17 protein-coding genes are annotated in these 21,511 nt (G+C 62.8%); 7 read left to right on the forward strand and 10 right to left on the reverse strand.

Going from position 1 to position 21,511, the window contains the following annotated elements:
- Window positions 1-70 precede the first annotated feature (70 nt).
- The 4 genes from pgaD to pgaA are packed head-to-tail and all read right to left on the reverse strand — an operon-like array spanning window position 71 to window position 6,365.
- The gene (gene pgaD, locus IOD17_RS12120) at window positions 71-589 is read right to left on the reverse strand and encodes a poly-beta-1,6-N-acetyl-D-glucosamine biosynthesis protein PgaD (protein ID WP_233685328.1); all 519 of its coding nucleotides are present in this window, start codon (window positions 587-589) and stop codon (window positions 71-73) included.
- Window positions 586-1,926: a poly-beta-1,6-N-acetyl-D-glucosamine synthase gene (gene pgaC / locus IOD17_RS12125; protein WP_233685329.1), complete on the reverse strand. Its 1,341-nt coding sequence runs from the start codon at window positions 1,924-1,926 to the stop codon at window positions 586-588. The genes pgaD and pgaC overlap by 4 nt, the downstream gene beginning before the upstream one ends.
- The gene (gene pgaB, locus IOD17_RS12130; RefSeq protein WP_233685330.1) at window positions 1,923-3,926 is read right to left on the reverse strand and encodes a poly-beta-1,6-N-acetyl-D-glucosamine N-deacetylase PgaB; all 2,004 of its coding nucleotides are present in this window, start codon (window positions 3,924-3,926) and stop codon (window positions 1,923-1,925) included. Before pgaB ends, pgaC begins: the two co-directional genes overlap by 4 nt.
- A gap of 12 nt (window positions 3,927-3,938) precedes the next feature.
- Window positions 3,939-6,365, reverse strand: coding sequence for a poly-beta-1,6 N-acetyl-D-glucosamine export porin PgaA (gene pgaA, locus IOD17_RS12135; RefSeq protein WP_267925836.1), 2,427 nt, complete (start codon window positions 6,363-6,365; stop codon window positions 3,939-3,941).
- A 325-nt stretch (window positions 6,366-6,690) separates the two neighbouring features.
- Between pgaA and IOD17_RS12140 the strand changes: the two genes are divergently transcribed.
- Both IOD17_RS12140 and IOD17_RS12145 read left to right on the forward strand, forming a co-directional pair.
- Entirely contained in the window at window positions 6,691-8,622 is a 1,932-nt protein-coding gene (locus tag IOD17_RS12140; RefSeq protein WP_233685332.1) for a putative nucleotidyltransferase substrate binding domain-containing protein, read from the forward strand.
- Window positions 8,619-9,323, forward strand: a complete 705-nt coding sequence (locus IOD17_RS12145; protein ID WP_233685333.1) for a PolC-type DNA polymerase III — start codon at window positions 8,619-8,621, stop codon at window positions 9,321-9,323. The genes IOD17_RS12140 and IOD17_RS12145 overlap by 4 nt, the downstream gene beginning before the upstream one ends.
- 282 nt (window positions 9,324-9,605) lie before the next feature.
- On the opposite strand, the gene yegQ is transcribed toward IOD17_RS12145, so the two are convergent.
- Window positions 9,606-10,922 (reverse strand): tRNA 5-hydroxyuridine modification protein YegQ, encoded by a 1,317-nt coding sequence (gene yegQ / locus IOD17_RS12150; RefSeq protein ID WP_233685334.1) that lies wholly within the window; start codon window positions 10,920-10,922, stop codon window positions 9,606-9,608.
- Window positions 10,923-11,118: 196 nt separating this feature from the next.
- Here yegQ and IOD17_RS12155 point away from each other — a divergent pair, with 196 nt between their 5' ends.
- The 5 genes from IOD17_RS12155 (at window position 11,119) to IOD17_RS12175 (ending at window position 16,560) form a co-directional block, all read left to right on the forward strand.
- Window positions 11,119-11,637 carry an RNA polymerase sigma factor gene (locus IOD17_RS12155; protein WP_233685335.1) on the forward strand — a complete coding sequence of 173 codons (519 nt, stop codon included), beginning with the start codon at window positions 11,119-11,121 and terminating at the stop codon, window positions 11,635-11,637.
- Window positions 11,634-12,587: a FecR family protein gene (locus IOD17_RS12160; protein WP_233685336.1), complete on the forward strand. Its 954-nt coding sequence runs from the start codon at window positions 11,634-11,636 to the stop codon at window positions 12,585-12,587. The genes IOD17_RS12155 and IOD17_RS12160 overlap by 4 nt, the downstream gene beginning before the upstream one ends.
- Window positions 12,588-12,766: 179 nt before the next feature.
- On the forward strand, window positions 12,767-15,199 hold the full coding sequence (locus IOD17_RS12165; RefSeq protein WP_233685337.1) for a TonB-dependent siderophore receptor: 2,433 nt from the start codon (window positions 12,767-12,769) through the stop codon (window positions 15,197-15,199).
- A 69-nt stretch (window positions 15,200-15,268) separates the two neighbouring features.
- Entirely contained in the window at window positions 15,269-16,399 is a 1,131-nt protein-coding gene (locus tag IOD17_RS12170) for a PepSY-associated TM helix domain-containing protein (protein ID WP_233685338.1), read from the forward strand.
- Entirely contained in the window at window positions 16,396-16,560 is a 165-nt protein-coding gene (locus IOD17_RS12175; RefSeq protein ID WP_233685339.1) for a hypothetical protein, read from the forward strand. Before IOD17_RS12170 ends, IOD17_RS12175 begins: the two co-directional genes overlap by 4 nt.
- 61 nt (window positions 16,561-16,621) lie before the next feature.
- Here IOD17_RS12175 and IOD17_RS12180 read toward each other — a convergent pair whose 3' ends face one another.
- From IOD17_RS12180 to creD, 5 genes are all read right to left on the reverse strand, one after another.
- Complete coding sequence (locus IOD17_RS12180; protein WP_233685340.1) at window positions 16,622-17,128, reverse strand: hypothetical protein; 507 nt, start codon at window positions 17,126-17,128, stop codon at window positions 16,622-16,624.
- Between the two features lie 75 nt (window positions 17,129-17,203).
- Entirely contained in the window at window positions 17,204-18,973 is a 1,770-nt protein-coding gene (locus IOD17_RS12185) for a sodium:solute symporter family protein (RefSeq protein WP_233685341.1), read from the reverse strand.
- A 6-nt stretch (window positions 18,974-18,979) separates the two neighbouring features.
- The gene (locus IOD17_RS12190; RefSeq protein ID WP_003463859.1) at window positions 18,980-19,240 is read right to left on the reverse strand and encodes a DUF4212 domain-containing protein; all 261 of its coding nucleotides are present in this window, start codon (window positions 19,238-19,240) and stop codon (window positions 18,980-18,982) included.
- A gap of 403 nt (window positions 19,241-19,643) precedes the next feature.
- The gene (locus IOD17_RS12195; RefSeq protein ID WP_233685342.1) at window positions 19,644-19,949 is read right to left on the reverse strand and encodes a hypothetical protein; all 306 of its coding nucleotides are present in this window, start codon (window positions 19,947-19,949) and stop codon (window positions 19,644-19,646) included.
- Window positions 19,950-20,003: 54 nt separating this feature from the next.
- Entirely contained in the window at window positions 20,004-21,362 is a 1,359-nt protein-coding gene (creD, locus tag IOD17_RS12200) for a cell envelope integrity protein CreD (protein ID WP_233685343.1), read from the reverse strand.
- Window positions 21,363-21,511 lie beyond the last annotated feature (149 nt).

Consider the following 21,511-nt stretch of genomic DNA (forward strand, 5'->3'; position numbering starts at 1 on the left):
TTTCACTCTAGCCCAGCTTATGGCTTCAGTCGCAGCGAGTGAGCGCCACTGCAGGGTGCGCCTGGCGCAGCTAGTTGCTCAGCAATTCACCACCCGCTACAGCCGTGCTGAAATCGGCATCCTGCAAGGCCTGCTCGGCGGCATGGGCGGGCAGACGCAAGGCGGTTCCGGGAAACTCGATGGCCGCCAGCGCGCCATGCTCATGGTTATGCAGGATCAGCACCTGCTGATTTTGCAGGCAATCGAGAACCGGCAGCGACACCTGGAAATTCTCTGACAGGCCCACCTCACAGATATCCGGCATACGTTCGCGGCGCTCATAGCCGCTGGCGCGCTGTTCGCTGTATTTGGCCCATACCAAGAGCACGGCGCCGATCAGCAGCGCCACCAGCAAATAAATCAGCAGGGTGTCCAGGGTCATCAGAAATTCCGTGCCCAGCGACAACCGCGGCCCCTGCTGATCGTCAGCGATTACCGCAGCCACCCCCTGCACCAGCAGACAACCGAACCCTACCCAAGCAATCAGCGTCAGCAGGGCGTCAATGCTGCGCGGTAGCCATTTTTGTTGCGTACGAATCAGCAGACTCATGAGGCACTCCGTTTGATGCCACGATCCGGGCTGACCCAGCGCGCGCGTTGCTGGCGGCGCTTGAGCATGACCTTGGGAAAGCTGACCAGGGTGGTAAACAGGGTGAGCATCCAGAACGCCAGCGGGTACCAGATGATCCAGAACAGCGAACGGGCCAATCCCTGTTCATAGCGGCGTTCGATCAGCAGGCTGAGGCTGAACTGCACCAGGCACACACAGGCCAGCACCAGCCCGGTAAAGGCCGGCGGCATCATGCTGGTGACTTGCAGGTTGGCCGGCAGCTCAACCACCTGCCCCGCCAGCCAAAGCAGAATCGACAGGGCAAAGGTGAAGGCCCAGATCGCCGAAAGGCAGAACTCGATCAGCAGCGGCCACATGTAGCGAAAGCGCCAGACCCAGATGCTGCCCACGTTTTTCAGCAGCACTTCGGCACCGCCCTGGGCCCAGCGCAGCCGTTGCTTCCACAAACCGCGCAGGGTTTCCGGCATCAGAATCCAGCACAGCGCACGTGGTTCGTAAAAGATCGACCAGTGATCGAGTTGCAGCTTCCAGCTGACGTCGATGTCTTCGGTGATCATGTCGGCGCTCCAGTAGCCGATGCGATCCAGCGCGCTGCGACGGAACGCGGCGATGACGCCGGAGACGGTAAACACCCGGCCGTAAACCCGCTGGGTGCGCTTGATCAGGCCGATGATCGAAGAGAACTCACCGACCTGGATGCGCCCGACCAGGGTCGAGCGCGTGCGAATACGCGGGTTGCCAGTCACTGCGCCCACCCGTGGATTGTCGATCAGCGGAGCCACCAGATAAGCCGCCGCATCGCGGTCGAGCAAAGCATCGCCGTCGATGCACACCAGGTACTCGCTGCGCGCCGCCAGTGCGCCCATGCGCAGGGCCACTGCCTTGCCCTGGTTCTGCGCCAGGTGCAGCACACGCAGGCGCGGCTCTTCGGCAGCCAACTGATCCAGCACGGCGCCGGTGTTGTCGCTGGAGCCGTCATTGATGGCGATCACTTCAATCGACGGATAGCGTTGTGCCAACGCCGCGCCGATGGTTTCACGCGCGTGCTCGCCTTCGTTGAAGCACGGGATCAGGATCGACACCAACGGCTCGCCGGCCAGTTCCGGCGGCATCACCTCGCCGGTATTGGACCAGGGCCAGTGGCGCTCCCAGTGCAGCCAGAAATAACAGCCACCGGTGATCCACAGCGCTGACATAAACAGCGGGTAGAAAAATACGAAGTCCAGCAGCACATCGCCAGTCAGACTCAGCGCCACGCCCACCGGCGCGCCAAGCACCAGCAGGAGAATCAGCAGGGCATAGATACGGTCAATCATGGCAACGGATACCAGGCATTGGAGAACGCCGGACGAATGCTCTGCACACGCGGCTGGTCATTGATGAAGTCGTCGGGGTAGTAGCCGTAGTTGCGCACGCCATTCCATTGCAGGCGGCGCATCCACTGGGCAAGCAGCTGGCTGTCGATCGGCCCGGCACTGCCACTGCGCCAATCACGCGCCTGCAACTCGAACACCGTGCGCTGCAACGCGCCGGGGCGCTTAGCAATCTGCTGCACCAGGTTGTCCAGCCAGGCATCGGCCTGCGCCTGCTCGACGCCTTCCATAAAGGGCATGGCCATCGGCGCGGTCCAGTCGTAGCTGGCGAGGAAGTCGTCGAGGTTCTGCGCGAACCAGGTTTCGCTGTAAGGGTTGATGATCGGCTGAGCGTATATGTTGCGCGCCGTCTTCACCTGCGGCCCACGAATGGCGCGGACCTTGGCCGTCAGCTCGTTGGTAAAGTCGATCAGGTAGCGGCTCTTGAAGCGCGTCCAGCGCTGCAGGGTGTCCTCGTCACCGCGCAACAGGGCGATATCACCCGGCAGGCCAGCCGCGCGATAAGCCGCCAATGCCGCCGGGCTGGCATCTTCGAAATCCGACAGCAGTGCATCGTCGTGGTAGAGCACGCCGAAGAAGTTGGCGTGCCGCGCCAGGTCTTCATAGATCTCGCCGATCTGCTGGCGCACCGTCGGATCGAACGGCGACAGGCGGCGGTACTGCTCGGCATCCACTGCCGGCGCGCCATCCGCCGACCAGCGCTGCACCCGTGGCAGGCTGGCATCCAGATCAAAGCTGAGCACCGGCATCCAGGCGAACACTTCGACCTTGGCGCGGGTGCGCAGTTGCCAGGCCACGCGGTTGAACAGGTCGGCGCGCACCGGCAGGTGACGGTTGGGGAAGTACAGCGACTTGACCAAGCCGTCGCCCTCGGGGTCGGCATAGGCCTGCAGAAACACCGTGGTAATGCGCAGATCGGCAATCCGCTGCACCAGTTTGCCGAGGTTGGCATCCATCTGCTGTGGGTCGGCGTCGTAGACATAATCCAGATCAACATGCGCCACGCGCATCAGCTCTGCTTCTTCCACCGCGCTGATAGCGGCGGCAAAGCGACTGGTGTCCGGGTCGCCATTGAGCAGAAAACGCGGCCCGTCCTGCAGGCTGGCGAAGGCGCTCAGGCCATCTTCCAGGGTCAGTGCCAGCTCGTAGCCATTGTCACCGACGATCTTCAACGCCGTGCCGCTGGCCGCACCATAAGGCCAGACCCAGACGCGCGGCGCACGGCCGCTGGCAGCCTCGATCTTGGCGCTGATGCGCGCCACATCCTGGCCGATGCGCGCGCTGTACTCGGCGTCGCTCTCATAGCGTTTCTGCTGCGGGTCGTACAAACGCGTCACGGCGGCCGGCTGCACATTGCCCTGGGGGTTGGCCAAGGCGCCGTAGTGCAGCGCATCCGTGTGCGCAGCAATCTCCACCAAACCGCTGGCGGCAATTTCATGGATTTGCGCCCAGGTTACAAAACGCTCACGCGCCACTGGCAGGCCGCCGAAATCCACCTGACGATCGGTCGGCGTGTCCATCCAGACGCCCACCGGGGCCAGTACAGCAGGCCACTGATAGGCTTTGAGGATCGGCAGAACACGGGTGTAAAAGCTGCTGTAACCGTCATCGAAACTCAACAGCACGGCCTTATCCGGCAGCGCCGGGCCACCCTGACGGGCAGCCAGCAGTTGATCCACCGACACTGCCTGGTAACCGTTGGCCTTGAGCCAGGCCAGCTGTTCGATCAGGTTGGCGGTGCGCACCGACATATAGGCCTGGCTGGCATCGGCATCCTCGATGTCGTGATAGGCCAGCGCCAGCACCTTGCCCTGCGGCCACGGGCTTTCGCCTACCGCCTGCATACGCTGCTGCGGCGGCGTGAAGGGCGGAGCGGGAACGGCGCAAGCGCCGAGCAACAAAGCGACCAGCCCGAGCAGGCCGCAGCGGGAAAAAAAGCCCATGGGGGGAAATCCTTAAAAGCGGTAATTGACGTCGAACAGCACGCGCACTTCCTGCTCGCGCTCACCGTCGTAGGCACGACTCAGGGCGGAGATGGCCAGGCCGCCGTCAAAACGGTCGGCGAAACGCAGGCGCTGGCCGTAACTGATCAGGCCGACGGCATCGGTGCCGTAGCCGCGCTGGCTGTTGCTGCCCGCGCCCAGTTCAGACTGCTGACTCCAGACCGTCTGGTAACGCCGATACAGGGTGTGCGACAGCTTTACGCTGGGCAGCACACTGAACTCGGCCTCAGGATTGAAGTACGGCACTTCATCCGAGCCACTGTTGCCGCTTACGCCCACTTCCAGGCCCAGGTCGGCCTGCCAGTTCGGTGCGGTGTAGAAGCGCTGGCTGCCATCAAGCAGCAGGCCATAGCGGTTGTTGCCATCACTGAAATGCGCGGCATTGACCGACGCACGCCACTCGCGTCGCTCATCACCGCGCCAGCGCAGGTAGCCACTCAGGCTGTCGGCCGTGATATCGGCATTCAACGCACGCAACGGCGTATCGCTGGACAGATGCTGCGCCGACCAGCCGTACTGCCAGTGGTCGTCGATATCGTGGCTGCCGCTCAGGCGCAAACCCAGCGGGCTGCCATGCCCGAAGTCATGACGCGACAGCTCGGCCTCGACGGTGTGGTTGCGCACCCGCCATTCGGCACCGGTGCGCAGCCAGCGGTGCTGGCCGCGCCCTTCCTCGAAATCACCGGTGGCATAACCGCCGCCGACAAACAGCCGCCAGTCATCCTGCAAGGGCGCGCTGTACAGGGTGGTGTCGATGCCCAGGTCATTGCCGCCGGAAACACTGCTGCCCGAGCCCAGACCACGGTAGCCGGAGACTTGCAGCTCAGCCATATGATGCACCTGGCGCAAGCGCTGCAAACGCTGGGTTTGCAGGCTTTCCGGGTAACGCTGGATCACATCATCGGCGAGCAGACCCAGCTGTCGCCATTCCTGCAGTTCCAGTGCCGCCAGGCCCTGTTCGACCTCCAGGGCAAGGTTGCGCGGTGCGGTGCTTTCCACCACCTTCAACTCATCTTCGGCGCGCCGCGGCCAGCCACGCGCCAGGTACAGGCCGGCGCGCGCGGTGCGCAGCGCACTGTTGTTCGGCGCATTGTCGGCCAGTTGCGCGTAGGCCTGCTCAGCGGCGGGTGTGTCATTCACCTGCAGGTAGGCAGTGGCACGCAGCTCCTGAGCTTCCAGCCAGCGTGCATTGGGTTCCGCCTCGGGGTTGCCGAGCAGGTACAGGCGTGGCGGCTGCTGCGCAGCCAACTGCTCGGCCTGTTGCTGCGCGGCCTCCAGCTGTTCACTTTCCACCAGGGCGTAAAACAGGCTGCGCTGATCTTCCAGCCACTCGGGGTGCTTGTCGTCTTCACCGGTCAGGACCTGGCGGTAGAGTTCGGCGGCCTGCTCGGGCTGACGCAGATAGAGCATGGCGGAGGCCACCCAACGCAGCGCATAGCTCGGCAAGCTGACCTGCTCGGCCTGTAACTGCTGATACTGCGCCAGCACCTCGCGCATCCGCACCCGTGCATGCAAAGCACCCAGGCGATCGATGCGCACGCGCCGGCTGTCCGCCTCGGCCTCGGGCTGCTCGGCCCAACGCTGCAACAGCTGCTCGGCCTCGGCCAGGGCGCGGTCGGCGATCTGAAAGCGCTCGCCTTCGCTGCGTGTGGCCATGTCCGCCAGACGCACCTGCTCAGCGAGCACATCGCCCTGCAACTGACGCACCTGGGCCGCGTCCAGCAGGCCCGAATAGCGCTGATTCAGGGCCAGGGCCTGCTGCGGCAAACCGGCACGCTGCAGGCTCAGCAGGTACTCGCGCGCCACATCGGCGCGCCCCGGAGCCAGGTCATGGGCGCGGTCGATTTCATGCAGCGCGGCATAGCGCTGACCCGCGCTCAGGTAGGCATAGCCGAGCACCAGGCGGCGCTCGGCATCCTGCCCTGCCTGATTCACCAGCGCCTGGCCCTGGGCAATCGCCGCAGCGTGTTGCCCGGCATCGGCCAGGGTCATTACCTGGCCGAGCAGCAGCCCCTGGTGCTCGGCAAAACGCGCCAGCCCCTGCCGATAAACCGCCAGGGCGGCCGGCCACTGGCGCAGGTTTCGGTAAGCACGCGCGACAACGGCCAGAGCATCGGCCGAGAGCATCTGTGCGGTTGCCTGCTGCTCATACAGCGCAACCACTTCTGCGTCCTCACCGGCCCAACCGGCAATCAGCAGGTGGTCATTCAGGTAACGCGGCGATTGCCAGTTGGCCTGCTGCGCGCGCAGAAAGCTCAAAGCCGGCTGGTAGTCACCGCTACGCGCACGCTCAAGCAGGGCGTCATAGGCCGGCTGGCCCTGCACCCAGGCGCTGAACAATAAGGCGGAACACAACAGGCTGGTTTTTTCACAGATCAAGCGGCGAGTCGCGCTTACAGCTACGCGGCTGGTCTTTACATCTAAGGTCACGGACTACGTCCCTGTATTGACTGGGTTACAACAAGGCACAGGCTGTGCAAAGGCATTTTTTTGACATCGGCGCGCATTATGCCACAGCAAAACCATTTTTCTGACGTTTTACTGACGAAACGCCAGCAGCAACTCAGACAGCTTCATAAGTCACTGATCTGATGAAGAAAATTTTTTTGACGCTTCTGGGATAAACGGTATCTAGACTTACGTCCAATGGCGCAGGCGGCAGCACCAGCCGACCATGGATACTCAGAAAACTGTGAGATCGCCCATGAGCACAGCGGACGCATTCGCCCAGGCAGGCAAGACGGCGGTGCTGCAGAACATCCATGGCACCATGGCCTTTCTGCAGAAATTCCCGCCGTTCAACCAGATGGATACCGCCCACCTGGCGTATCTGGTGGAGAACTGTCAGCTGCGCTTTTATGGCGAAGGTGAAACCATCATCAAGCCGACCGACGGTCCGGTTGAGCACTTCTTTATCGTCAAACAGGGCCGCGTGCATGGCGAACGCCCTCATTCGGCGCGGCGCGGCACGGAAACCACCTTCGAGATCACCACCGGCGAATGCTTCCCGTTGGCCGCGCTGATCGGCGAACGCGCCACCCGTACCGAACACCTGGCCGCCGAGGACACCTTCTGCCTGCTGCTGAACAAGCCGGCGTTTATCAAGCTGTTCTCGCTGTCCAACCCGCTGCGCGACTTCGCCCTGCGCGGGGTCAGCAGCCTGCTCGATCAGGTCAACCAGCAGGTGCAGATGCGCGCGGTGGAAACCCTCGGCGCGCAATATTCGCTCGATACCCGCCTCGCTGAGCTGGCCATGCGCAACCCGATCAGCTGCGCCCCGGACATGCCACTGCGTGATGCCGTGCAGCTGATGCATGAACAGCAGGTCGGCAGCATCGTGATTGTCGACCCGGCCCTGAAACCACTGGGTATTTTCACCCTGCGCGACCTGCGCCGTGTGGTGGCCGATGGCGTCGACCTGACCCAGCCCATCGACCGCCTGATGACCCAGTCGCCCTTCCATCTGCCACCGGATGCCAGCGCCTTCGACGCGGCCATCGCCATGACCGAGCGGCATATCGCCCACGTCTGCCTGGTGGAGAACGAGCAGCTGTGCGGGGTGATTTCCGAACGCGATCTGTTCAGTCTGCAGCGCGTCGACCTGGTGCATCTGGCGCGCACCATTCGCCACGCCGGACGGGTGGAAACCCTGGCGGCGCTGCGCAGCGATGTGCGGCAACTGGTCGACAGTATGCTCGCTCACGGCGCCAGCTCGACGCAGATCACCCAGCTGATCACCCTGCTCAACGACCACACGGTATGCCGGGTGATCGAACTGACTCTGGAGGATATGGGCGACCCTGGTGTGCCGTTCACCTGGCTGGTATTCGGCAGCGAAGGCCGCAGCGAACAGACCCTGCACACCGATCAGGACAACGGCATTCTCTTCGAAGCCGCCGACGCAACCGAGGCCGCCGCCATTCGCGCGCGCCTGCTGCCGCTGGCCCAGGAGATCAACCAGCGTCTGGCGCAATGCGGCTTTACCCTGTGCAAGGGCAATATCATGGCCGGCAACCCCGAGCTGTGCCTGTCGCGCCAGGAGTGGGCGCGGCGCTTCAGCAGCTTCGTGCAGGAAGCCACGCCGGAAAACCTGCTGGCCTCCAGTATCTATTTCGACCTGCGCGCAGTGTGGGGCGAGCCGCAGGGCTGCGAGCAGCTGCGCCAGGGTTTGTTGCTGCAGGTGGCTGGCAATAGCCTGTTCCAGCGCATGCTGGCCGAGAATGCCCTGCGCCAGCGCCCGCCGGTGGGGGTGTTCCGTGACTTCGTGGTGGCCAGCAAGGGGGCCGAAAAGGACACCCTGGACCTCAAGGTGCAGGGCCTGACGCCCTTTGTCGACGGCGCGCGCCTACTGGCCCTGGCCCAGGGTGTAGCGGCCGTCGGCACCCTGGAACGGCTGCGTGCACTGATCCGCCATGGGGTGATCGATGCTCAGGATGGTGCCGCCTACGAAGAGGCCTACCATTACATCCAGCAAGCGCGGCTGCAGCAGCATCAGCTGCAGGCACGCAATGGTCAGCCCTACTCCAACCGGGTCGATCCTGATCACCTCAACCACCTCGACCGACGCATTCTGCGCGAGTCCTTCCGCCAGGCGCAGCGGCTGCAGAGCAGCCTGGCTACGAGGTACCAACTATGAGCAAGTTCACCTGGTTTAGCGGGCGCGGCCCGGCCCTGACGCAACTGCAACTGCAGCGACGTAGCCAACTGGCCGAGCCCTGCGCATTGGATGAGCGCCCCCTGCAGCAGCAGCGCTTGGTTATCCTCGACCTGGAAACCAGCGGCCTGAACATGCGCCGTGATCAGGTGCTGTCGATTGGCGCGGTGGTGATCAACAACGGCGCCATCGACCTTGGCCAGCAGTTCGAATGCACCCTGCAGCGTCCGGATCATCAGGCCAGCGCCAGCACCCTGATTCACGGCATCGCCCCCAGCGCGATAGCCAACGGCGTGGAACCCGCCGAGGCCCTGCTGACCTTTATGGAGTTTCTCGGCGACAGCCCGCTGCTGGCCTTTCATGCCGAATTCGACCAGCGCATGCTCGCTCGCGCGCTCAAGCAAAGCCTGGGCTATCGCTTGCGTCATGCCTTCTTTGATGTCGCCGAGATCGCCCCACTGGTCTGCCCCAAAGCCAATCTGCCCCACGCAGGGCTGGACGACTGGACCCGTTATTTCGGCCTGCAGGTGCAGCAACGTCACCATGCCAGCGCCGATGCCCTGGTGACTGCCGAGCTGGCGCTGATCCTGTTCAGCAAGGCGCGTCAGCAGCAGCTCGACAGCCTGCCGGCGCTGTTGCAGCAACTCAACAGCCGCCGCCGTCAGCGCGCGCATTCGATGTAAGAGCCTTTAACAAGGCTATGTACCCATTGCGTGTTGCGCGGCGATAAGGCGTAGGTTGGCGTTGAGCGCAGCGAAGCCCAACAGATTGCAGCCTGTCTCGTTGGGCTTCGTCGCGCTGTTCCTCAACTCAACCTACACATGCAACCCTGCGCTGAAGCGTAAGACGCGCTCTACCCCGTGCATGTAATACAAAATTGGGACATAGCGTTTAACAACCAGCCCTGTAGGAGCGGGCCATGACCGCGAAACTGCGATCAACACGATCGCACGCATGGCGTGCGCCTATAGGTCTCTCATCAACAAGCCATATTCCAGCTGCACCTCAGGCGGCACCGGCAGGTACAGCACGTGACCGTCGCCCGGGGCGACCGCCATTCCCTGGCCCTGGCGGTTTTCCAGCTGGTCAAGGGTAAAGCGCAGATTGCCCTGGGGCGTCATCAACTCCAGCCCATCGCCCACGGCAAAGCGGTTCTTTACCCGCACTTCAGCCAGTTCACCACGGCGCTCGCCGGTCAGCTCACCGACAAACTGTTGCTGATCCGACACCGAGCTGCCGCGCTCGTAGTTCTGATACTCGTCGTGCACATGACGGCGCAGAAAGCCCTCGGTGTAACCGCGATGAGCGAGCGACTCCAGAGTGCCCATCAGGCTCTTGTCGAAGGGTTTGCCCGCCAGCGCATCATCAATCGCCTTGCGGTACACCTGGGCGGTGCGCGCCACATAGTAGTGGGACTTGGTGCGGCCCTCGATCTTCAGCGAGTGCACACCCATGCGCACCAGGCGCTCGACATGTTGTACGGCACGCAGGTCCTTGGAGTTCATGATGTAGGTGCCGTGCTCGTCCTCGAAGGCGGCCATCTGCTCGCCAGGCCGACTGGCGTCTTCCAGCAGGAACAGCTGCTCGGTCGGCGCGCCTAACCCCAGGGTCGGCTCGACAAGTTGCACCACCTCACCCAGCTCGTTCTCGCCAGCCGGCTGGGCCTGGTACTGCCAGCGACAGGCATTGGTACAGCTGCCCTGATTGGGGTCGCGCTTGTTGATATAGCCCGACAGCAGGCAGCGCCCGGAATAGGCCATGCACAGCGCGCCATGGACGAAGACTTCCAGCTCCATACCCGGCACTTCATGGCGGATTTCGCCAATTTCCTCCAGCGACAGCTCGCGCGACAGAATCACCCGTGAGAGACCCTGCTGCTTCCAGAACTGCACGCTGGCCCAGTTCACCGCATTGGCCTGCACCGACAGGTGAATCGGCATCTGCGGGAAGTGCTCGCGCACCAACATGATCAAGCCGGGGTCGGACATGATCAGCGCATCCGGGCCCATCAGCACCACCGGCAGCAAATCGCGCAGAAAGGTCTTCAGCTTGGCGTTATGCGGCGCGATGTTGACCACCACATAGAACTGTTTGCCCTGGGCATGCGCCTCGCGGATGCCCGCCTCAAGATTGCCGTGATCGAACTCGTTATTGCGCACCCGCAGGCTGTAGCGCGGCTGCCCGGCGTACACCGCGTCCGCTCCATAGGCGAAGGCGTAACGCATGTTCTTCAAGGTGCCGGCTGGCGAGAGCAGCTCGGGATAACGCGGTGTGGGGGCCATGATCAGGTCGCTCAGCCAACAGGGCCGGGCACTCTAGCCTGTCGCGCGCACGCGGCTATTGATCTGCATCTATGCCAGGCCAGGTGGCGACCACCCATCGCGGCAGCGCAACGGTGGATTGCGGGAGGCAGGGCTGCCCTGCCATCATATGCGAATAGTTCTCGATTTGTTTCTTATCTACTCTCTCGAGGTTCGCGTGGCGGCTGGCGATTCTACCCACCTGCAGTTGGTCAGCCTGCTCTATCGCGATCACCGTGACTGGCTGCTCGGCTGGCTGCGCAAAAGCCTGTACAGCCCGGAGCGCGCCGAAGACCTCAGCCAGGACACCTTTGTCCGCCTGCTCGGGCGCAGCGACCTGGAACAGGCGCGCGAGCCCCGTGCGTTGCTGACCACCATCGCCCGGGGCCTGCTGATCGATCACTTCCGCCGCAGCGCGCTGGAACGCGCCTACCTGGACGAACTCGGCCAACTGCCGCAGACCATACAACCCAGCGCCGAAGAACAGGCGCTGGCCCTGGATGCGCTGCGCGAAATCGACCGCCTGCTCGGCCAGCTGTCGAGCAATGCCCGCGCAGCCTTTCTGCATAACCGTCTGGACGGTATGGGCCACGCGGAAATTGCCGAGCGCCTCGGTGTTTCCGTGTCCCGCGTGCGCCAGTACCTGGCTCAGGGCCTGCGTCAGTGCTACATCGCCCTGTACGGAGCACCGCAATGAGCGCGGTATCGGCACGGGTACTGGACGCGGCCATCGAATGGCAACTGTGCCTCGACTCCGGCACGGTCAGCGCTGAACAACAGCACGCGTTCGCCGCATGGTTGGCGGCGCATCCCGAGCATGCGCGGGTCTGGCAGCAGCTCAATGGCCTGGATATCCGCCTGGCTTCGGCGGCAGCGGCACCGGCGCGTCAGGCCTTGCTGCACAGTGCGCGCAGCACCCGCCGTCGGCGTCTCGCTGGCGGTGCGCTCGGCCTGTTACTGAGCACGGCTCTGTTGCTGGGCCTGCTCGGCCAGCAACGCCCACTCGACGATTACCTGGCCGATGTCCGCACCGGCCGGGGTGAGCAGCGCGAATTGCAGCTGCACGATCACAGCCGGATCCGCCTGAACAGCCGCAGCGCCATGGATATCGAATTCAGCGACACGCAGCGCGCCGTGCGCCTGCACAGCGGTGAAATCCTGGTGGAAACCGCCCATGGCGACCCACGGCCATTTGTCGTACTCACCGAGCAAGGCAGCCTGCGCGCCCTGGGCACACGTTTTCTGGTGCGCCGCGAGGGCGACAGCACGCGCCTGACCGTGTTGCAGTCGGCAGTGGCCGCGCACCCGCTCGATGGTGCCAGCGAACGCATCATCCAGGCCGGTGAGCAGGTGCTGATGCAGCGCCAGCAACTCAACCGCGTCCATGCCGCACCGCTCAGCGCGGCGGCCTGGAGCCACGGCATGCTGGTGGCCGAGAATCTGCGCCTGGAAGACCTGCTCGACGCCCTGGGCGAATACCGCAGCGGCTACCTAGGCCTCGACCCGCGCCTGGCCGACCTGCGCATCAGCGGCAGCTTCCCCCTGTACGACAGTGACAAAGCCCTGGCGGCCCTACCACCGAGCCTGCCGGTACGCATCGAGCGCGTTGGCAACTGGTGGACCAAGGTTGTACCTGCTGCGCAGTAAGCGGCCGCCTAAAAACAGACGGGAAGGGGCCCCTCCTACAAAGATCCGGCGCCCGCTCAGGGATCGACAGCAGCACCTTTAAATCTCGCTAAAAAATAATTTCAAACAGCCCTGTCACTTTTCCATGCTGCTTCGGCAACAGGTCATTGAGATTTATTCCCGCTTAGGAGAGTTTCGTAATGACCCGCGCCCTGCCCCTGTTCCGCCCCGGTCTGCTGGCCGCTGCCATCAGCCTTGCCAGCGTCTGCACACCCGCTCTGGCGGACACCTACCAACTGCCCGCCGCGCCCTTGGCCAGCACCCTGACACAGATCGCCAGCCAGGCCGGCATCGTCCTGAGCATCGACCCGGCGCTGACCGTAGGCAAGCAGTCGACCCCGGTGCACGGTGACTACGACGCCCTCGAAGCCCTGCACCAGGCGCTGCGCGGCAGCGGCCTGCAACTGCAGCACGGCAGCGCTGGCGTCTACAGCCTGATCCCCGCACCCCAGGCGACTGTAGCCCTGCCGGATATCACCGTTACCGCCTCGCAGCAGACGGAAAGCGCCTGGGGCCCTGCGTCCGGCTACCTGGCCTCACGCACCGCCGCTGGCAGCAAAACCGACACAGCCCTGGCCGAGGCCCCGCGCTCGATCTCGGTGGCCACCCACGAACAGATGCAGGACCGTGGCGTGCACAGCCTCGATGACGCGGTGAAATACATGCCGGGCATCGTCTCCAGCAGCTTCGGCAGCGACACCCGCTACGACTGGATGCGCGTACGCGGCTTCGAGCCGACCCACTTCCTCGACGGCCTGCCGCTGCCCCGTGGCGTGTACGCCAACCCGAAACCGGAAACCTGGAACCTCGACCGCCTGGCCCTGCTGCGCGGCCCGGCGTCGTCGGTCTATGGCCAGACTCCGCCCGGCGGCCTGCTGGATATGGTCAGCCGTCGCCCGAACGACGCGACCGCCCATGAACTCGAAGTGCAGTACGGCAGCGACAACCATCGCCAGATCAACTTCGCCAGCACCGGCACAATCGACGAGCAGGGCCAGTTCCTCTACGGCATCAGCGGCGTGATACGCGACAGCGGCACCCAGATCGATAAGGTCGACAACAAGCGCTACAACATCGCGCCCAGCCTGACCTGGAATATCGACCCCGATACCCGCCTGACCCTGCTGTCGCAGTTCACCCGCGACGATACCGGCACCACCAGCCAGTTCCTGCCAATCCAGGGCACCAAGATCGACATGCCGTTTGGCAAGATCTCCCACCACAAGAACCTGGGTGATCCGGACTACGACTACTACGACCGTACCTACTACGCCCTGGGCTACGCCTTCGAGCATCGTTTCAACGACGTCTGGCAGTTCCGCCAGAACCTGCGCTATACCAAGTCCGACCTGTCGTTCCAGACCGTCACCGTCAACAGCTACATCCCGGCCTTCGCAGGCCTAGGCTATGTGGTCGACGCCAACGGTAATGTCGGGCGCAACAGCACCAACACCGAAGAAGACATCCGCCAGTTCGCCGTGGACAACAACTTCCAGGCCGACTTCGCCACTGACAAGATCAACCACACCCTGCTGCTCGGCCTTGATCACCAGCGCATCGAAACCAACTATATGTCGGTCTTCGGCACCGCGTTCAATGGCTACGCCCCGCCAGACATCAACGTCAACAACCCGGTGCACGGCCAGCACATCGTCCGCCCGCCACGTTCCCTGGCGTTCTACGACTACAACCAGAAGTCCCACCAGACGGGCCTCTACGTCCAGGACCAGATGGCCCTCGACCAGTGGCGTCTGACCCTTGGCGGCCGCGAAGACTGGGTGCACACCGGCACCACGTTCTTTAACCAGGCCGATGCGACCAACACCGAGCGCGACAAGGCCTTCAGCGGCAACGCGGCCCTCAGCTATGTGTTTGACTCGGGCTTCACCCCCTACCTGTCGTACGCCGAGTCGTTCCAGCCGACCAGCAATGCCACTGCCTCGCCGACGCAGTCGATCAAACCAACCGAAGGCCAGCAATGGGAGCTGGGCGTGAAATATCAACCGCCGGGCAGCGACATCCTGCTGAGCGCCGCCGTCTACGACCTGACCCAGCAAAACGTGTCGGTCACCAACCGCATCGGGGGCGTAGCCGTCACCAGCCAGACGGGCGAAGTAAAGGTCAAGGGCCTGGAGCTGGAAGCCGTGGGCAACGTCACCGACAACCTGAAGGTGGTCGCCTCCTACACGCAGGCGAAGTCTGAAGTGCAAGACGGTGAGTTCAAGGGCAAGCGTCTGCAACTGATGCCCAATCGCCAGGCCTCGCTGTGGGCCGACTACACCTGGCACAACGGTGTGCTCGACGGTTTCGGCATCGCCGCTGGCGCTCGCTATACCGGCAATACCTTCGGTGACCAGGCCAACTCCGAGCTTGGCTTCGCCAAGTCCTACACCGTGTTCGATGCCGCCGTGCACTACGACCTCGGCCGCCTGGACAACAGCCTCACCGGCGCATCGCTGGCGCTCAACGCCACCAACCTGTTGAACAAGGACTACATATCCACCTGCGACGCCTACTACTGCTACTACGGCGACCAACGCAGCGTAGTCGCCAGCGCCACTTACACGTGGTAACCCACTGAGTCGTAACCCGCGCGCCACCGGGGCCGTCCAATGGGCGGCTTTCGGCTTTTGGAAAAGCCTATGAAAAGCACCACCATCCGCCGCTGGTCCGCCGTGCACACCTGGACCAGCCTGATCTGTACCCTGTTTCTGCTGATGCTGGCATTGACCGGGCTGCCACTGATTTTCCACCACGAACTGGAACACCTGCTCGGTGAGGCCCCGGAATTGCGCGAGCTGCCAGCCGATACAGCGCACCTGAGCCTGCAGCAACTGGTCGAGGCCGCCGAGCGGCATCGACCGGGCGAAGTGGTGCAGTACTTCGGTTTCGAGGACGACGAGCCCAACGGCGTTGTGGCGATCACCGCCGCCACGGCTGGCACCGAACCGAACTCTTCGCACACCTTTATGCTTGATGCCCGCAGTGGCGAGGCCGTGGAGATGCCAGCAGCCAACGGCGGCCTGCTGATGGTCATTCTGCGTTTGCACGTGGACATGTTCGCCGGCCTGCCCGGCAAGCTGTTACTGGCGTTTATGGGCCTGCTGTTCGTGGTGGCGATCATCTCCGGTGTGGTGCTCTACGCGCCGTTTATGCGCCGGCTAAAATTCGCCGAAGTGCGCCACACGAAAGCCACCCGCACACGCTGGCTCGACCTGCACAACCTGATCGGTATCGTCACCCTGACCTGGGCCCTGGTAGTCGGCGTCACCGGGGTGATCAGCGCCTGCGCCGACCTGCTGATCAGCGCCTGGCGCACCGAAGCCCTGGCGGCGATGGTCGCGCCCTACCGCGATGCGCCGCCGCTGACCGAGCGTGCGCCCGTCAATCAGGTGCTGACGATTGCCGCGCAGGCCACGCCGGAGATGCAGCCGGACTTTATCGCCTTTCCCGGCACGCGCTTTTCCAGCGAGCACCATTACAGCGTATTTATGAAAGGCAATACGCACCTCACCGCGCACCTGTGGACACCGGTGCTGATCGATGCGCGCACCCTGCACGTCACCGCCATCGGCCAACGGCCCTGGTATATGGATGCGCTGTCGATGTCGCAGCCGCTGCACTTTGGTGACTACGGCGGCATGCCGATGAAAGTGCTCTGGGCGGTGCTGGATGTGCTGACCATCATCGTGCTCGGCAGCGGCCTGTACCTCTGGTGGGTACGCCGGCGTACCCCGACTACAGCGCGTGAACGCACGGAGGCTGCAGCATGAGCTGGCGTCAATCGACCTTCGCCCTGCCGCTGCTGATCGGCCTGATCAGCGCAATCGGGCTGATCAGTGCGCTTTTGGGTGATGGTGGGTGGGATGCCGTGGCCTGGCTCGGCCTGGGCATCCCTGCCGCACTGGGGAGCTGGCCACTGCTGCGCAGGTAGCTAGCCGATACGTTGGCACGCGCGCCACAGACACCTGCGGCACAGCGCGTTGGCCCGCCGCTTACTTGCAGGCCCTCAGATAGAGCGCGTCGTCAGTGGCAATGCGCTTGAGCTGAGCCAGTTGCGGCTTGCTCTGCTCATCTAACGGCAGTAACTCGGCGCTGCTGCAGTTGAGCAGATGCGCCTGAAAACTGACGTGATCGATATGCTGCTTCTCAAAGCGGTACAGGTTGAAAACCGCCAAGCGGTTCCCGTCCGCTTCCTGGTGTACCAGGCTTTTGCTATCGAGCACGGTAAAGGCCGTGGTCATCGGCCAGACATAACTCCAGGGGCGCCAGAACACCTCACCAGACTCACTGGCCACCAGCACGGCCTCAGCCGGCTGACGCTGCACCTGATGGTCAAACCAGGAGTATTCGTAATAGATCTGGTAGCCAAGCATACCCAGCCCACCAAACAGCGGAATGATCCAGCGCGGCAGCCTGTTGCGCGTGAGTTTGCGCAACAGCAGGGCAATACCGGCAGCACCAAGACCGGATACCACAATGGCAAGCAAGGTCCACAACATAGGCTTGTTCCCGAAAAAAGACGGGCCTCCAATGGAGGCCCGTCGGTAAGACCCTAAATCAGGTCCGGATTATGCTTAGTGGCTCAGCGCGGCACCAGCACCTTTGGGGGTCCGTACACTTTCCACCAGGTCCTGGATTTCCTGCGGCGGTGCAGCAGTGACCTGCGATACGCCGTAAGCCACCGCGAAGTTGATCAGCGCACCGACGGTACCGAAGGAAGCCGGGGAGATACCCATAAACCACTGGTCCGGGGTGTTCGGCAGCATGTTGGTGCCCGGAATGAAGAACCAGCCCAGGTAGGTGAAGATGTACAGCAGGGTGATCACCAGGCCGGAGACCATGCCGCAGATCGCCCCCTTGTCGTTCATGCGCTTGGAGAAGATCCCCATCATCAACACCGGGAACAGGGTCGCCGCCGCAATACCGAAGGCCAGTGCCACCACCTGCGCGGCGAACCCAGGCGGATTCAACCCCAGATAAGTCGCCAAGAGAATTGCAGCCGCCATCGATAGCCGTGCAGCGCGCATCTCGTTCTTCTCGCTGATCTTCGGATTGATCAAGGTCTTGATCAGGTCATGACTGATCGCCGAAGAAATCGCCAGCAACAAACCAGCCGCCGTCGACAGTGCCGCCGCAATGGCGCCCGCCGCGATCAGGCCGACCACCCAACCTGGCAGGTTGGCGATCTCCGGGTTGGCCAGAACCAGGATGTCGTTGTTCACGGTCAGCTCGTTGCCCTTCCAGCCGCGCGTTTCGGCGGTTGGGGTGAAGGCAGGTGCGGCATCGTTGTACATCTGGATGCGACCGTCACCGTTCTTGTCTTCCCACTTGATCAGACCGGTTTGCTCCCAGTTCTTGACCCACTCAGGACGCTCGTCATAGGCCAGCGCGGGGGCAGAAGCACCTTCCGGATAGATGGTGGTGACCAGGTTCAGACGTGCCATCGAGGCAACAGCCGGCGCGGTGAGGTAGAGCATGGCAATGAAGATCAGGGTCCAACCAGCGGACCAACGCGCGTCAGCCACTTTCGGTACGGTGAAGAAGCGAATGATCACGTGCGGCAGACCGGCAGTACCGATCATCAGCGACATGGTAAACAGCACCATGTTCAGCTTGTTGTCGACATCGGCGGTGTAGGCAGCGAAGCCCAGTTCACGTACCACTTCATCGAGCTTCTGCAACAGCGGCACGCCGGACTCGACGTGGTCACCGAACAGGCCCAGCGGCGGGATCGGGTTACCGGTCAGCTGCAGGGAAATAAAGATGGCCGGAATGGTGTAGGCAATGATCAGCACCACGTACTGAGCGACCTGGGTGTAGGTGATGCCCTTCATGCCACCGAATACGGCGTAGGCGAAGACCACCGCTGCTGCGATCCAGATACCGGTTGAGTTGCTCACTTCGAGGAAGCGCGAGAAGGCCACACCGGCACCGGCCATCTGACCGATCACGTAGGTCACGGAGATGATCACCAGGCAGATCACAGCAGTCAGGCGCGCGCCACGACTGTAGAAACGATCACCGATGAAATCCGGCACGGTGAACTTGCCGAACTTGCGCAGGTAGGGCGCCAGCAGCATCGCCAGCAGCACATAGCCACCGGTCCAGCCCATGAGGAAGGTGGAGTTGGCATAACCACCGGCGGCAATCAGGCCCGCCATGGAAATGAAGGATGCAGCAGACATCCAGTCAGCGGCTGTCGCCATACCGTTGGTGATCGGATGCACACCACCGCCAGCGACGTAGAACTCTTTGGTGGAGCCGGCACGCGCCCAGATGGCGATGCCGATGTAGAGCGCGAAGGACGCGCCTACGAACAACATGTTGATAACGAATTGGCTCATGACCATTTACTCCTCGACGCCAAATTCTTTATCGAGTTTGTTCAGTCTCCACGCGTAGTGAAAAATGAGCCCGATAAAGAAGAGGATTGAGCCTTGCTGGGCGAACCAGAATCCGAGGTCGGAACCGCCAACGGAGATTCCCGCGACCATCGGGCGCAGGATCATGGCGAATCCATAGGAAACCAGCGCCCAGACAATCAGGCTCCAGGTGATGAGCCGCACATTGGCCTTCCAATAGGCCGCGGCATTGCTTTGTTCAGAAGTCATAGACGCCTCCGGTTATTGTTATTCTGATGCAGCTTCAAGCTAGCAGCAGGCCAGCACCGGCCGACAGCTAGACATTGGTATTAGCCGCCTGAACGCATTCCGGAAGAAATTTTTTATCTTTACATAACAATAAGTTAACTAGGCGAACAGCAAGACCGAGGTCCGCGCTAGGACGTTAGTCGATTGACATAACAGGTGCAGCCCGCTCAACCCCCTCGATAAACACCTACACCACACCGCTCAAGCGTACTGTTATCCAGACCGCACAGCGCATCACCCACTGCTGCAGATTTGCCCGTTGTGCGCTTTGTCGGCTGGCTCGCCGCAACCGCAAACAGGCGGGCAATCCGCCGCGCCAGCAGGTGTCCGGCGCGCGACTCTTCGCGCAACCCGATATGCCCGCTCATCGCACATACCACAGGCGAAAGAAGCCCAGCGCCAGCAGCAGGCCAACCTGGCCCAGCGCCGTGCACAGGCTGAGAAAGGACTGCACCTCGCGGTTCTGCGGCGCATTGGCCAGGCCGGTCAGGCTTTCCCAGAAGGCTTCCGGCAACAGCACCAGACTCAGCTGCGCCATAGGTTGGCCGGTTAGCTGCAGGCCCTTGATCAGGTCGAACTGGCCGCAGAACATCAACCCCAGCAGCACCATAAACGCCACCGCCAGGCCCAGGGCGAAACAGGCAGAGAACTGCATCAGTAAACGCATCATGTTCAACTCCTACACAGGTATCCAGGGCGCAGGACTGACCTGCGCCCTGGCGGGTCAAAGACCGCTGGATGGATTGCTCAGTGGCAGGCGGCCGACGCCGTACCAGTCGAGTTTGCGGGTCAGCACCATCACCCCGGCGAGCACGCCGAACACCAGTACCGAACCCATTAACAGGGCGTAGTCCTCGGCCCCGAGCAGGCCGAACAACATGCCGTAGAGCAGCGCCAGCAAGGCGCCGAAGCCTGCGCCACGTAGCGCGCTGTGCAGCACGTAGCTGACGTAGAAACCGATCAACAGCACACAGGCGGTGGCGGCAATGCCGTAGGCCAGGGCAAAACTCAGGTGCTCGGACAGCGACAGCAGCAACAGGTAGAACAGCGCCAGCGACATGCCCACCAGGGCGTACTGAACCGGGTGCACGGCCATGCGTTTGAGCACTTCAAAGAGGAAGAACGCAGCGAAGGTCAGGCCGATAAAAAGCAGCGCGTATTTGATCGCCCGTTCGGTCTTCAGGTACTGGTCCACCGGGTCGACAAAGCTCACACCGAAGTTACGGGCAGTCAGCGCATTGCAGCTGTCACCGCGTACACAGTCATCCAGCGCCTCTTCCAGGTTGGTGGCGAAGAAGCTGGTCTGCCAGTGCGCCTTGAAGCCCTTGGCCGACACTTCACGGCTGCTCGGCAGGTACTCACCGACAAAGCTCGGATGCGGCCAGCCGGACGTCAGCTCAACCCGGCTATCACGGCCTACCGGAGTGATACTGAGCTGCTCGGTGCCCTGCAGCTTCAGGTCGAAGGCAAACTCCAGGGTTTGCCCACCCTGGGTATCCAACACCGGCAGCGGCGCATGCACACCGGCGCCGAAACGCTCCTCGGCGCTACCGGGGGCAAAGCTCAGGTTCATGCCGTTGAAGCGCAGCTGCAGGTCATTGCTGATCCCGCGGATATCACTGATACCCACCGAGAGAAACGGCCGGTCGAACTGATACAGGCCCAGTTCATCGCCCAAACCCAGGCGCGCCGGCAGCTTGAAGGCACCACTGATCTGGTTATCGCTGCCGTACAGCAGCGCCTTGTAGATGCCGCGCGCGCGCTCCTCGGTGGCAACATGGCCATTGAGCACAAAGCGCTCCGGCAGGAAGTACAGGCGGCCGCGGCTCTTCTGCTCTTCCAGGTAACGTTCGCCGGTCTTGGCGTGGGTTTTCCACTGGTTCCACACCTTGGTGTAGGGCATCACCAGAATCGGCCCGGTGAGCTGCTGGCGGTAGCTGGAACTGCGCGCGATGTCCTGCAGCACCTCGGCACGTTGATACTGCCGCTCACTGACCAGCCCGCCGATCATCGACAGTGGAATCAGTAATAACAAAATCAGCAGGGCAATCGCGCCCAGCTTGAAACCCAGGATACGGCTCATGGTGCAACTCTCCGCTACGGTTTAGGTAGGCAGAGTCTGGGCAGCCCAGGTGGTGGCTTTATGGAGCCGAAGTGAAGACTCTGTGGAGACTCTGTGCAGGCCACCCACCGGCCCATGGACAGCCACAGGGGAAATGCGTAGCGTGCCGT

This window comes from Pseudomonas anguilliseptica, from assembly GCF_021375795.1.
In the GTDB taxonomy this organism is placed as follows: domain Bacteria; phylum Pseudomonadota; class Gammaproteobacteria; order Pseudomonadales; family Pseudomonadaceae; genus Aquipseudomonas; species Aquipseudomonas anguilliseptica_A.